We start from the raw sequence: 13667 nt of genomic DNA, 5'->3' as shown, positions 1-13667 counted from the left end.
CCGACTATACCAACTAATCAACCAATCAATAGGCGCATATGCTTGGCTCAAGGCGATAAAGCCTCCTTCATGAGGATTCCACCATGCCACGTCATTCCGCAGCTTCCGTTGCCGTGAACACCCTTCCACGTCGGGTCATTCATCGCACCAAGGGCACCCGCCAGGGGCCGATCACCCGCCTGATGAGCCCTGGCGATCTGGGTCAGCACCTCAAGCCGTTCGTCTTTCTCGATCATTTCGGTTTCAAGCCCGAACCTGGCCAGAAAGGCTTTGGCATGCACCCACACTCCGGCATCGCCACCTTCACCTACATGATCGAAGGCGAAGTGGCATATGAAGACACCACGGGGAAATCCGGCGTGCTGCCCGAAGGCGGCGTGGAATGGATGAGCGCAGGCAACGGCGTATGGCATGACGCCAAACCCGTCAACAGTTCGCCGATGACAGGGTTCCAGCTCTGGGTTGCGCTGCCGGCTGCTCAGGAAAACGGGCCGGCCCTGAGCGTTTACCTGGACGCGTCAAAAATCCCCCAGCAAGGCCCTGCACGTGTGCTGCTGGGCGAATACGGAACTGCCAAAAGCCCCGTTCCCGCACCCGAGGGTATGAACTACCTGGCGGTCACCCTCAAGGACGGCGAGCACTGGCGCTACACGCCCCCTGCTGGCCACACCGTGGGCTGGCTTGCGGTCAATACGGGGCAGCTGAACGCCAACGGTCTGATTGAGACGGGCGAACTCGCCGTGTTCGAAGAGTCGGACCGGGCGATTGATCTGGTTGCTCATGGCGATACGTCGTTCGTGCTCGGTTCAGCCATCAAGCATCCGCACGATCTGGTGATGGGCTACTACTCGGTGCACACCAGCAAGGCGGCGCTTGATCAGGGCGAGAAAGAGATCAAACGCATTGGCGCCTTGCTGCGCCAGGAAGGTCGATTGGGGTAAGCGCCTGGCCAGCGAGCTCGTCAGGCAATTCTGTCCAGCTCGGCCAATAGCTCAGGGGGAATCACCAGGCCACTCGCACTGAGGTTCTCCCTGAGATGCGCCACCGAGGACGTCCCCGGAATCAGCAGGATATTGTCGGCACGCCGCATCAACCAGGCCAGCGCCACGCATAGCGGTGAAGCGCCCATTGCCGCGGCTACGCGTGAGAGCGTTTCAGACTGCAACGGCGTGAAACCTCCCAGCGGGAAGAACGGTACATAAGCAATCTTCTGCCTGCCCAGTTCCGCAATCAGTGGCTCGTCGACCCGATGGGCCAGGTTGTAGTGGTTTTGCACGCAGACAATATCCGCGATGCCTTGAGCTTCCCTTACCTGTGCCCCTGTCACGTTGCTGAGGCCCAGATGACGGATGAGTCCCTGACGCTGCAGTTCTGCAAGTGCGGTAAACGATGCTTCTATGGAGCCTTCGGAAGGTGCCTGATGAGCACCCCATGCCCGAAAGTTGACCACATCCAGAACCTCCAGCCCGAGATTGCGCAGGTTGTCATGAACGGCGCGAACCAGTTCTTCAGGGCTTTGCGCCGGATTCCAGGACGCATCGGCCCCGCGCACAGCGCCGACCTTGGTGACGATGACGAGGTCCTCTGCATACGGGTGCAGCGCCTCACGGATCAACTGGTTGGTGACGTGTGGGCCGTAAAAATCGGCTGTGTCGATGTGGTTGACACCGGCCGCAACGGCTTCGCGAAGGACCGCGACCGCTGCCGCCGGATCTTTTGCCGGGCCGAACACCTGCGGACCTGCCAACTGCATGGCCCCGTAACCCATTCGGTTGACCCGTAGGTCGCCCAGCAGAAAGTTGCCTGTATTGTTCGGAATGCTCATCTGATGCGTCTCGCTTGAAGGTGTGAATCGCACTATAAGCGCCGAGCACTGCTACGATAATCGGGTGCAATCTGCACGGGTTGTACGGTATGGAGAACAATGAAAACCGACATTCAGGATTTGCTCGCCTTTGTGGCGGTCGTCAACGCCAAGGGCTTTCGTGAAGCGGCGCGCTTGAGCGGACAATCCGCCTCAAGCCTCAGCGACGCCATTCGCCGCCTGGAAACCCGGTTGGGCGTTCGGCTGCTCAACCGCACTACGCGCAGCGTATTGCCCACCGAAGCGGGCGCTAAACTGATGGAGCGCATCGTTCCTGCACTGGGCGAAGTCGAATCGGCTTTGGACGTGGTCAACGACTTCCGTGACCGTCCCTCGGGTTCGCTGAAACTGAACGTGCCGCTCAGCGTCGCCCGACTGGTGCTGCCGTCGATCATCACGCCCTTTCTGCAGACTTACCCCGACATCCGCCTCGAAGTCATCGTCGAAGAAAGCTTCGTCGACATACTCGCAGCCGGGTGTGATGCGGGCATTCGTTATGACGAGCGACTGGAGCAGGACATGATCGCCGTGCCCATCGGACCGCGCACTCAGCGCTTCGCCACCGCTGCTTCGCCGAAATACCTCGACGCGAGGGGACGCCCCGAGCACCCTCGGGATCTGCTCGACCACGCCTGCCTGCGAGGCAAGTTCCCCAGCGGCTCGATCCTGCTCTGGGAGTACGAAAACCGGCACGAGATCGTCCGGGTCGATCCGACCGGCCCGATGATTTTCGGCATCGGCGGTGGTGTGGAGCTGGCCGTGCAGTCCGCCATTGACGGGCTGGGCGTCATCAACCTGTTCGATGAGTGGCTCAAGCCGTACTTCGCCACGGGTGAACTCGAGCCCGTACTTGAGTCATGGTGGCCGAGCTTTCCCGGGCCGTATCTTTACTACCCCGGACGTCGATACCTGCCTTCGCCCTTGCGGGCTTTTGTGGATTTCGTGCAGTCTCATCAGACTGCAGTACACCCATCCGATGCCTCTCAACAGTGACAACACAATGACTGAACGCCATTCACGCTTGCTCTACAGGAAACCCACGCACGCTGACTTGCCAGCGCTTTTCGACATTTACGGCGATCCACAAACCCACCTGTTCAATCCGGCAGGCCCGTTGCGCACCCTTGCTCATGCCGAAAAAGTCCTGGAGCGCTGGCTTGAGCATTGGTCCCTGCGGGGTTATGGCTGGTGGGCCGTTACTACTGAGTATTCGCCAGATCAGGTGATTGGGTTCGGCGGCATCGCACACCACGACTATCTGGGCGAGATGCGCGTCAATCTGGGTTATCGCTTCGCGGTTAGCGCATGGGGCAAAGGATTCGCTACGCAACTGGGTAAAGCGGGACTGGTCCACGCCTTCGAAACGCTGCAGTTGCCTGATGTCTACGGGCTGGTACGGCCTGATCATGCGGCTTCTATCAAGGTACTTGAGAAAATTGGCATGCAGCGCATTGGCATCCAGGATGACGTGCCAGGCAAAGCGCCAAGCCTGGTGTTCAAGGCAAGCGCCGACGCCTTCAAAGCCAGTCATGACCCTGTTGTCCATACCTAAAACCTTAACAAGCTGAATCGATTTTTCTTTCTTACGGAACTCACACCGCCGACACCGCCCTAAGCCTCACATCTGTACTGGCACGACGCTGGTCCCACGTGAAGGACTTTATATTCATGTCTTCAAGCATCACCTCGACAGCGGCAGGCCAGCCGGGTCGAAAGCAGGCTTCACCCGGCCGATTGATCTTCATTTCAGTACTCGTTGCAACCATGGGCGCACTCGCATTCGGCTATGACACCGGCATCATCGCCGGTGCATTGCCGTTCATGACGTTGCCCATGGACCAGGGCGGACTGGGGCTCAACGCCTATAGCGAAGGTCTGGTCACCGCCTCACTGATTGTCGGCGCCGCTTTCGGCTCGCTTGCCAGCGGTTATATCTCGGACCGTTATGGACGCCGCGTAACACTGCGTCTGTTGTCGATCCTGTTCATTTTCGGTGCCTTGGGCACGGCAATGGCCCCGTCGATTCCATTCATGATCGCCGCACGCTTTGTGCTCGGCATCGCGGTGGGCGGTGGCTCGGCGACTGTACCGGTGTTCATCGCCGAGATCGCTGGCCCGTCACGTCGCGCCCGGCTGGTCAGCCGTAATGAACTGATGATCGTCAGCGGTCAGTTGCTGGCCTACGTGCTGAGCGCCTTCATGGCAGCAGTGCTGCATACGCCGGGCATCTGGCGCTACATGCTGGCCATCGCGATGATTCCGGGCGTGCTGTTGCTGGTCGGCACCTTCTTCGTACCGCCCTCGCCACGCTGGCTGGCGTCCAAGGGCCGCTTTGACGACGCGCAGGATGTGCTGGAACAGTTGCGCGACACCAAGGAAGACGCCCAGCGCGAAGTCGATGAGATGAAGGCTCAGGACAAACAGGCTCGCAACCGTCCCGCAGTGAAGGACCTGTTGCGTCAGAGCTGGGTCATCAAACTGCTGCTGATCGGCGTTGGCCTGGGCTTCACGGCCCAGTTCACCGGCGTCAACGCGTTCATGTACTACACGCCGATCATTCTCAAGACCACTGGCATGGGCACCAACGCTGCGCTGACCGCCACCATCGGCAATGGCGTGGTTTCGGTGATTGCAACGCTACTGGGCATCTGGGCGATTGGCCGTTACGGTCGTCGGCATTTGCTGATGACCGGCCTGGTCATCGTGATCCTGATGCAGGCCGCGCTCGGCTGTGTGTTGCAGTTCATGCCGCAGAACCTGACCCAGAGCTATGCCGCCCTCGCCTGCATTCTGGTGTTTCTGCTGTTCATGCAGATGTGCATCTCGCCGGTCTACTGGCTGCTCATGTCGGAACTGTTCCCGATGCAGGTCAGAGGTCTGCTGACAGGCGTTGCCGTGTCGATGCAATGGCTGTTCAACGCGTCGGTGGCGTTCGCCTTCCCCATCGCGGTCGATGTCATCGGTAACCCGACCTTCTTCGTGTTTGCAGCGATCAACGTCGGCTCGCTGATCTTCGTCTTCCTCTGCCTGCCGGAAACCAAGGGCAAGTCGCTTGAGCAGATCGAAAAGCATTTGAAGAAAGAGCTGTGATTTTCCGCAGATGACTGCAGGGCATCAGCGCAGAAAGGTCTGCGCAGATGCCCTGCACGATCCCGGACGGGTGCTGCAACTTCCCGAGGCTACTTGCGCAGCTGATACGTGGCCCGATAACTGCCAGGTGCTGCCTCGAAGAAATCACGAAAGCGCTTTTGAAAATGCGGCAGGCTGACAAACCCGGTGGCCATGGCAATGTCGGTGATGGAACGATTGGTCTGCAGCACCAACTGCCGGGCTCGTGTCAGCCTCAGCTCGAGGTAGTAACGACCGGGCGCTGCACCGATGAAGCGATAGAAACGCCGCTCCAGCTGACGCTTCGACACGCCCGCGCACGCGGCAAGATCATCCAGACTCAGTGGCTCCTCAATGTTGTTCTGCATCAGTTCCAGCGCCACCTTCAAGGCCTGGGGCAGGGTCGGATCGGAGTCGACAGAGACCGCGCAGACACCACGGGCGTTCTCATGCTCGTCACACCCCAGAATCTCTTCCACTGCACGGGTCAGCGCGCTGCCCTGGGTGGTGCGCATGTACGCCAGCATCATCCGCAGCGAGCTGCTGGCGCCCGCACAGGTCAGACGATCACGATCAATCACATGGCTTCGGTCGCAGATACGGACGCCGGGATAGGCTTCGGTCATGATCGCCCGTCCATCCGGATGAAACGCACATTGGTAACCGTTCATGACCTGAGCCTCAGCCAGGAACCACGCGCCGTTCCACAGCCCGCCGATGCACGCCCCCATGGAGGCTGCGGCCTGAAGCTTGCGCCTCAGGCAAGCGTTGGTTTTCAACTCGACTCGCAGGCCGCCGACCACAATCAGCAGATCGAAACGGTCACGTAAACGCTCCACGTCCAGATCGGTAGGAATCGTGATGCCAAGATCGCTTCGCGCCACCCCGCCGTCCATTCCTGCCCTGACAATGTCGAACGTCGGACGGCTGCTCATCAGGTTTGCCGTCACCAATGCATCCATGGCTCCGGTGAAAGCCATCATGGAAAAATGATCCATGAGAATGAAGGCAACGCGTACCGCCGTTTTCGGGGTCGACTCATTTTTACCGAACGACGAATAGCGCAGATTCTGATCCTTCAGAACACTTTCAAACACGTAGGCCATGGCATTCAACCCTCCGAAATGCTGCTGAACTCAGGTTGAGCCGGGTTGTGTGACAGGTGACAGGAGAAGGTTCAGGAGCCCTTCGCAGTCCTGCTTGTCCACCAGGCTCGCCACGGCCTGCTCCAGCAACCGGCTGCGCGAAAGTCCCAGGCCAGGCTCCGAGAATGCGCGGAATTTATCAATGAATTCCTGGGCCGACATCGGGTTGGCCGGGTCGCCCTTCGCAGGCGTTGTCGGACTGCGCAGGACGGTGCCGTCCTTGAGCAGCACCGTGACCCGCGACAGGATCTCGTGGGGGAAGCGTTGCGACAGGTCGTCCGCCTCGCAGATGGTTATTTTCTGGCTGATACTCAGAATATCGGCGGCATGAATCGAAGCGCCGGTGACTTCGTCTGCACCGACTTGACCACGCGCGACCAGTGCCGCCACCGGGAATGCCAGCGCGTACTGTGCTTCATCGGCATTGTTCGGGCGATGTCCCTGCAATCTCACCGATTCATGAAACGTCTGAATCTCGATGGACTCGATGTTGTGCGGTGCAATCTGCGCGTGAACACTCATCAGCTGAGTCATTGCAGTCAGAGCAGGCTGCGCCCAGCGGCACACTGGCCACGGTTTGAAATATTGCTCATCGATCTCCCACGTCTCACCCAACCCTTCCCAGAAACCGGCAACAGACGCCGACTCGACCGTTGCCGCTGGCGCACCGGTCACGCCCGCCTGAGCCATCAGCAGCGCATTTATTCCAGCGTGCGCGCCAGCGCCGTGTGCGTCTCTGAGCATCGAAGGATGATCGACCAGCCGCATCATCGGGCATCTGGGCCCGAAGTACTCGGCGATCCCGAGCGCGTGATTGAACGTGTTTTCATCCAGTTTCAACAGCCGGGCGCCTGCACAGACGACGCCTACGCCGGAGAACGCACCCGATGCATGATATTCCGGTGCAGTCGCCATCAGCGCCCGACCGGCCCGTAGCGCAGTTTCATAACCCAGCGTCAGCAGGCACAGTAGCTCCTCGCCACTGATCGTCCTGCCGCGCTCGCAATACGCATCCACCAACGCGATGATGGCGGGAATGACTGTCGCACCGGCATGGCCCTTGGACGTGAAATGCCCTTCGTGCGCATCCAGACTGTCGACGCTGAAACCACCTGCCCAGGCAGCGCCCAGAGGATGCACCGAACGGCCATCGAACCACAGACGGCTGGCCAGCGAAACGGCAGGATAATGCGTTGCGGCATATTCCTTGAGCACTCTGCTGGTCTGATTGTCGCGAGCGGCAGCAGCGACACCGATGATATCCAGCAGACAGGTTTCAATCAGCCGCCGCGTGCCAGCAGGTGCATCGTTCAGCGTGAACTGCTGGACGAATGAATACAGGGACATGGGACGTCCTCTATGAACAGGCTATAAAAAAGGCCGCCCGCAAGGGCAGCCCATGAGTCGTCTCAACACTTATTTGGCGGCAGCGCGGGCGTCTGCCAGCCAGCCATCGTAGGCTGAACGGTGCGCTGCAATCCATTCAGCAGCGTGACGCCTGATATCAGCGGCGGACTTTTCACCGTTGTGCATTTTCAGATTCTGAGCACTCTCATCGTCCGTGGTGATCTGCATTTCAGACAGGAACTTCACCGCAGCCGGGTTCTTTTCGGCGAAGTCCTTATTCAATACCGCGCGAATCGTATCCACTGCGAAGCCAAGGTTTTTACCTTTGTACTGCGTGTTGACATCGTTCTTCCCGCCAGGCAGGTCAGTGCGCGGCACCGACAGCCAGACCACATCCCGTCCCTCGATCAACACACTGGAAATCCATTGAGGAACCCAGGTGAAGTAAAGAATCGGCTTGCCCTCGTTGAAGCGGGCAATAGTGTCGGCCATCAGCGCGAAGTAAGAGCCACGATTGTCAGTGACGGTTTTTTCAAGGTCATAGGCTTTCATATGGTGCTCGACGACGACCTCGCAGCCCCAGCCTGGGTTGCAGCCGGTCATGTCGGCCTTGCCGTCGCCATTGCTGTCGAACAATTTGGCGATTTCAGGCTTCTTCAGGTCTTCGACGGAGGTGATGTGGTACTGGTCCGCTGTTTTCTTGTCGATCATGTAGCCTTGCAGCACGCCCGGCATGATGGTGCCGACCTTTACCAGTGTGTCATCCCCTCCCGCTTTGGCGTAGAACGAGGCGTGCAGTTGCTCCCAGGCATGCACGGTAAAATCCGCATCGCCGTAAGACAGGGCGAGCATCATGGCCGGGTAGTCGGCTTCCTTGGGCGGCTTGACGTCATAACCCAGTTCCTTCAGACCGGCCATAGCGATTTCACCACGAAAACGCTCTTCGGAAATGGTCGGAAAAATAGGCGTGACCGACACCCCTTTCCCCGGTTGCTGACTTGCAGCACTGGCGAAGATCGGTGTAATCGCAATCGCCAGAGCTGCTACGCAATGAACCACTCTGGATTTGATACCGGGGCTTATGGAATTCATCAGTCATCTACCTTGCTGGATTGTGTGAGGGCAGGTATGCAGCGAATCAAACTGTTCCAACGTCCTTTGCCTGGCACTTAATGCTCTTTTAATGGCTCGGAAGGTTGTTTTGCGTCGGACGTCTTTCTGTGCCTGAACAGCAGGCCGACAGGACCTGTGTGGTACCAGCGTTCACCTTTCCTGATCGCATTGTTGCTGCGCTCCCCCATCGCCTGAGTCAGGCGATCCAGGAAGATGGCCAACAGCACCAGACCAACACCGCCCACGGTCGCCAGCCCCATGTCGAGGCGGCCGATGCCGCGAAGAACCATCAGGCCAAGACCGCCGACGGAGATCATTGAAGCGATCACCACCATGGACAGCGAGAGCATCAAGGCCTGATTCAAACCGGCCATGATGGTCGGCGCGGCCAGTGGCAGCTGGATCTTGACCAGCATCTGTCGCCGCGTGCAGCCAAATGCACGTGCCGCCTCGATCTTGTCTTCCGGCACCTGGCGAATCCCCAGGTTGGTGAGGCGGACCAGCGGGGCGACGGAAAAGATGATGGTGACCAGAACGCCCGGTACGTTACCGATCCCGAACAACATGACCACCGGCACCAGATAGACGAATGCCGGCAGCGTCTGCATGGCGTCCAGAACCGGACGCAGGATGCGTTCAAGCCGGTCACTGCGGGCGCACAGTACGCCGAGCGGAACGCCGACGATCACGCAGAACACCAATGAAGTGAGCACCAGTGACAGCGTGGTCATGGCATCACTCCACACGCCGATCAGTCCCAGTAGCGTAAGCGTCACGAAGCACAGCGCGCCGACGCGCTTCCCGCCTACCTGCCATCCCAGCAGCGTGGCCACAATGATGAAAATCGTGGGTGGAATGGACAGCAGGCCGTACTGAATGCCATTGAGGATCTGATCGACCGGCCAGCGAATCGAGCGGAACACTTCCCGAAAGTTATGCACCAGATAGTTGAGAATCAACTCGACCCATTGGCCAAGCGGAATGGTGAATGTTTGAAACGGATCGAGAAAACTGAAATCGGACATGGAAGTTACCTGATGGGCTGAGCCTTTGAATCGCTCAGTCGACGTTGTCAGTGACGGCTCATGGTCTGCAGCAGCAGACTTTTGGAAATGGTGCCCTTGAACAGGCCATCTCCATCCAGAACGGCCACCGGGTGCTCGGCGCTGGCCACGATGTGCAGAATGTCCTGCAGCGCGGCATCCGCCTGCAGCGTAGGCCTGCTCGAGTCAGCGTTGTAGGGATGCTCCGGGCTCAGTGTCGCCACGTCCCCTGCACGGAGAATCTTGGAGGCGTCAAAGCCTTTGAAGAATGCCCTGACATAGTCGTTGACTGGATTGCACAGCAGTTCCTGAGGCGTCCCGATCTGCACGATGCGCCCACCTTCCATGATCGCGATTCGATGACCGATGCGGATGGCTTCTTCGATATCGTGGGAGATGAAAATGATGGTGCGATGCTGCTCGGCCTGCAGGCGTATGAGTTCCCCCTGCATTTCGTGGCGGATGAGCGGGTCAAGTGCCGAAAACGCCTCGTCCATCAGCAGAATGGCAGGATCGTTGGCAAGCGCCCGCGCCAGGCCGACCCGCTGCTGCATCCCGCCCGACAACTGATGCGGATAACTGTATTCGTGGCCTTTCAAGCCGACTTGCCGAAGCGCTTCACGGGCACGTTCATGCCGCTCGCCTTCCGCAACGCCAGACACTTCCAGGCCGAAAGCGGCGTTGTCGATGACATTCATGTGCGGCATCAATGCGAACGACTGAAACACCATGCTCATGTCCTTGCGACGCACGTTCAACAGTGCTTCATCGGACAGACCGGTGATTTCCTTGCCGTTCAGGTGGATGGTGCCGCTGGTGGGTTCGATCAGTCTGTTGAACAGACGAACCATGGTGGACTTCCCGGAACCGGACAGGCCCATGATGACGAAAATCTCACCGCGTTTGACCGAAAAACTTGCGTCGAATACACCGACGACCTGACCGGTCCTGTTAAAGATTTCGTTTTTATCTGCGCCGCGTTTCAGCATATCCATTGCGACGTTCGGCTGTGGGCCAAAGACTTTGTAGATGTTGTTGACCGAGAGTATTTCGTCACCAAGACTCATAGTCCCTTCCTTTCTGCGAGCATTGTGAGAGACAGGAAAATAGCCGGGCTATATCCAGCCAGAATGAACATCTGGTATCGCGGCAGACAAACGTGATGAAGGGAAAAAACAGAGCATTGGGCGGACCTCTTATTATTATGTGCTGGCGGTCGGCTTTTCCTGGTTGAAAGCCGTGATGACAAAGTTATTACCTTGGTCCGGGTTCGTCTAACAACATTTCGTCCAGTCAATCAATAACGTCAGGTTATCGAGCAGCCCGGCTGCCTTTCGTCGTCATTACACAGCGTCAGAGGACGGCCAAAGCAGTTCATGTCTGTTTGAAGGCCAGCCCATCGGCTATTCTGCGCCGTGCATGGACCTGCACAGACACTGATGAGAGGCCTGATAGGCGGTTCGACACTCGTACGTTTTCGGCAAGACTGGATACCCCACGTTATGGTTAAGCACATCGATCCTGATAACACCCTGCTGAAAATGCCGTCGCTGAAAGCCGTGAAATCCTTCGTGGCTGCAGCCAAATATCAAAGTTTTACCCGTGCCGCCGAAGCCCTGTGCGTTACTCAGGCTGCCATCAGCCGCCAGATCAGAGAGCTCGAAACTTACCTGGGCGTCGAGTTGTTTCGGCGTGTCGGGCGAGCGGTCGAACTGACCGAAGCTGGCTCGGCGTTCTTCGATGCTGCGCAGTTGTCCTTCGTGAATATCTCTCAGGCCGCCAGACGCGTCGGCGCGCATCGGTCCGGCAAATCGGAGCTGACGCTGTGTTGCTCGCCCGCATTCGCATCCCTTTGGCTTTCACCCAAGCTGCCCGCGTTCTTCAGCGAGCATCAGGACATCAACCTGAATATCATCAGCACGCAAAACTTCCTGTCGATGGAGCCCGGCGTCACTCCGGATATCTTCATCACCAAGTTTTCCAGTTTTCAGGGTGGCTATCGAAGCTATCCGCTGTTTCATGACGTGATTTATCCGGTCTGCACCCCACAGTACCGTGATCAGCACCCTGAGCTTTCCACTCTGGAAGGCTTGAGAGACAGCGCGCTGCTCAACCTGAGCCCCTATGGGAGGTCACAAGTGGCCGAACATATCGACTGGGGCGTATGGCTCGCCTTTCATGACACCAATATCGAGAAGCGCCCCAATGACCGGCCTCACGTGTTCAGCGCCAATGATTACAATGTCGTCCTCAATATGACGCTGGCCCATCAGGGGGTCGCGCTGGGCTGGAGCCATCTGGTCGCCGAATCGATCCAGAGCGGCGCGCTGGTTCGTCCGATCAATAATGAAGTGGTGCACAAGGACTCTCAGCATTACCTCGCTTTCAAGGAAGATAGAGCCAGCGACCCGGCCTGCTGCAAGCTGCGCGACTGGGTGCTCGCCTACTTCCAGACGCCGCGAGCCAACGCCCAAGGTGGCGCGTGACCCTCGAATAAATCGCGGCATGACCTGCCCGATCGATAACATTTGCTTATGCATTGCCGTACATAAATGTTTCTTGTTGCACGTCGATTTCTACACGTAATCTTCACAAAAGCCGTCGGGGCCCAGTGAAGGTCAGCGGCGAACGCGCATCGCTTCATACTCAAGGAGTGCAGGAAACGTGGATACTCGCTCAACGGTTTCGAAACTTATCGCTCAGCGCAAACCTCGCCATGCACTTCCGCAGGCGCTGTACAGCCATCCGGATGTCTACCAACAGGACCTGGATCAGCTGTGGCACAAAGACTGGATATTTGCCGGGCACACCTTCGAAATCGAAAAGCAGGGGCAATACATTTCATTGCAGATTGGCGAGTATCCCGTTGCCGTTGTGCGCGGCGCCGATGGCCAGATTCGGGCCCTTCACAATTCCTGCAGGCACAGAGGCTCCAAAGTTTGCCCGGAAGCGAAAGGCAAGGTCGCCAAGTTGGTATGCCCTTATCACAAATGGACGTTCGAGCTGGACGGCAGGCTGTTGTTTGCGGGCAACATGGGCGATGACTTCGACAAGTCCGAATACGGACTGAAGCCCGTTCACTGCGAAATCGTCGAGAGTTATATCTATGTCTGCGTGGCGACTATCGCGCCGGACTTTTCGGTCTTCAAGAACGCAGTAACGCCGTTCCTCGCACCGCATATTCTGGATGACTGCAAAGTTGCCTTTGAATCAAACCTGATCGAAAAAGGCAACTGGAAGCTGGTCTTCGAAAACAACCGCGAATGCTACCACTGCGACGGCACGCACCCGGAGTTGATGAACTCATTCGTCGAAAACCTTTCGGTAGCGGGTGTCGGCGGTGCGGATGATCCTGAGCTGGCCGCACACTGGGACCGTTGTGAAGCCGCCGGCATGCCGAGTCGACTGGTCATGGGCAAGGATGGACGCTTCCGTATCACACGAATCCCGTTGTCCTCGGGTGCCGTGAGTTACACCATGGATGGCAAGCCTGCGGTGAACGGCCGACTGGACAACAGTGGCGAAGCCGACATCGGCGCCCTGCTCTACTTCAATTATCCGTCTACCTGGAACCACTTTCTGGGTGATCACGCGCTGAGCTTCCGTGTGCTGCCGCTCGGCCCGAACGAGACGCTCGTCACCACCAAATGGATTGTCAAAAAGACTGCACAGGAAGGCGTCGATTACGATCTGGCCAGGCTGACCAAGGTGTGGCTGGCGACCAATGACCAGGACCGCACGCTGGTTGAAGGCGCACAGGTTGGCGTCAATTCGCCCGCCTACGAACCCGGCCCGTTCTCGTCCAAGGCTGAAAACGGTGTCTGTCAGTTTGATGACTGGTATTGCGACATTATGCAGACCCGACTCAACGATACGATCAAACTTAAATCGGTAGGCTGACGATCACGACAAGACGGTGTTTTGATAATACGCCGTCTTGTTTGTCACTGCAGTGCCGCGCACGTTTCGAATCAGACAAACACACGGTTTGTTTGCAGGCACTCTGCGCCCGATCGGCACGATGAAGCGTTAATAAACTGATCATCG

The 13667-nt window shown here is 58.1% G+C and carries 12 protein-coding genes; 6 read left to right on the top strand and 6 right to left on the bottom strand.

The window, feature by feature from the left end:
• The first annotated feature begins 83 nt into the window (after positions 1-83).
• Complete coding sequence (locus CFBP1590_RS11940; RefSeq protein ID WP_058431649.1) at positions 84-941, top strand: pirin family protein; 858 nt, start codon at positions 84-86, stop codon at positions 939-941.
• A 20-nt stretch (positions 942-961) separates the two neighbouring features.
• Here CFBP1590_RS11940 and CFBP1590_RS11935 read toward each other — a convergent pair whose 3' ends face one another.
• Positions 962-1825, bottom strand: coding sequence for an aldo/keto reductase family oxidoreductase (locus CFBP1590_RS11935; RefSeq protein ID WP_088235094.1), 864 nt, complete (start codon positions 1823-1825; stop codon positions 962-964).
• A 99-nt stretch (positions 1826-1924) separates the two neighbouring features.
• Between CFBP1590_RS11935 and CFBP1590_RS11930 the strand changes: the two genes are divergently transcribed.
• The 3 genes from CFBP1590_RS11930 to CFBP1590_RS11920 all read left to right on the top strand — a co-directional run bounded on the left by CFBP1590_RS11930 (position 1925) and on the right by CFBP1590_RS11920 (position 4954).
• Positions 1925-2857 carry a LysR family transcriptional regulator gene (locus tag CFBP1590_RS11930; protein ID WP_088235093.1) on the top strand — a complete coding sequence of 311 codons (933 nt, stop codon included), beginning with the start codon at positions 1925-1927 and terminating at the stop codon, positions 2855-2857.
• Between the two features lie 7 nt (positions 2858-2864).
• Positions 2865-3416, top strand: a complete 552-nt coding sequence (locus CFBP1590_RS11925) for a GNAT family N-acetyltransferase (protein ID WP_088235092.1) — start codon at positions 2865-2867, stop codon at positions 3414-3416.
• 116 nt (positions 3417-3532) lie between these two features.
• Positions 3533-4954 (top strand): sugar porter family MFS transporter, encoded by a 1422-nt coding sequence (locus tag CFBP1590_RS11920; protein ID WP_025994598.1) that lies wholly within the window; start codon positions 3533-3535, stop codon positions 4952-4954.
• An 89-nt stretch (positions 4955-5043) separates the two neighbouring features.
• Here the strand turns inward: CFBP1590_RS11920 and CFBP1590_RS11915 are convergent, their stop codons facing one another.
• The 5 genes from CFBP1590_RS11915 to CFBP1590_RS11895 all read right to left on the bottom strand — a co-directional run bounded on the left by CFBP1590_RS11915 (position 5044) and on the right by CFBP1590_RS11895 (position 10687).
• Positions 5044-6078 (bottom strand): GlxA family transcriptional regulator, encoded by a 1035-nt coding sequence (locus CFBP1590_RS11915; protein ID WP_088235091.1) that lies wholly within the window; start codon positions 6076-6078, stop codon positions 5044-5046.
• A gap of 30 nt (positions 6079-6108) precedes the next feature.
• Entirely contained in the window at positions 6109-7464 is a 1356-nt protein-coding gene (locus CFBP1590_RS11910) for an MmgE/PrpD family protein (RefSeq protein ID WP_088235090.1), read from the bottom strand.
• A 69-nt stretch (positions 7465-7533) separates the two neighbouring features.
• Positions 7534-8556, bottom strand: a complete 1023-nt coding sequence (gene proX / locus CFBP1590_RS11905; protein ID WP_088235089.1) for a glycine betaine/L-proline ABC transporter substrate-binding protein ProX — start codon at positions 8554-8556, stop codon at positions 7534-7536.
• Between the two features lie 77 nt (positions 8557-8633).
• On the bottom strand, positions 8634-9653 hold the full coding sequence (gene proW / locus CFBP1590_RS11900) for a glycine betaine/L-proline ABC transporter permease ProW (protein WP_269457933.1): 1020 nt from the start codon (positions 9651-9653) through the stop codon (positions 8634-8636).
• On the bottom strand, positions 9650-10687 hold the full coding sequence (locus tag CFBP1590_RS11895) for a quaternary amine ABC transporter ATP-binding protein (RefSeq protein ID WP_088235087.1): 1038 nt from the start codon (positions 10685-10687) through the stop codon (positions 9650-9652). The genes proW and CFBP1590_RS11895 overlap by 4 nt, the downstream gene beginning before the upstream one ends.
• Positions 10688-11122: 435 nt before the next feature.
• Here CFBP1590_RS11895 and CFBP1590_RS11890 point away from each other — a divergent pair, with 435 nt between their 5' ends.
• Positions 11123-12106: a LysR family transcriptional regulator gene (locus tag CFBP1590_RS11890; protein ID WP_167383088.1), complete on the top strand. Its 984-nt coding sequence runs from the start codon at positions 11123-11125 to the stop codon at positions 12104-12106.
• A 178-nt stretch (positions 12107-12284) separates the two neighbouring features.
• Complete coding sequence (locus CFBP1590_RS11885) at positions 12285-13520, top strand: aromatic ring-hydroxylating oxygenase subunit alpha (RefSeq protein WP_088235086.1); 1236 nt, start codon at positions 12285-12287, stop codon at positions 13518-13520.
• Positions 13521-13667 lie beyond the last annotated feature (147 nt).

This window comes from Pseudomonas viridiflava (assembly GCF_900184295.1).
GTDB lineage: Bacteria > Pseudomonadota > Gammaproteobacteria > Pseudomonadales > Pseudomonadaceae > Aquipseudomonas > Aquipseudomonas viridiflava.
This window is presented reverse-complemented; position numbering and strand designations above follow the sequence as displayed.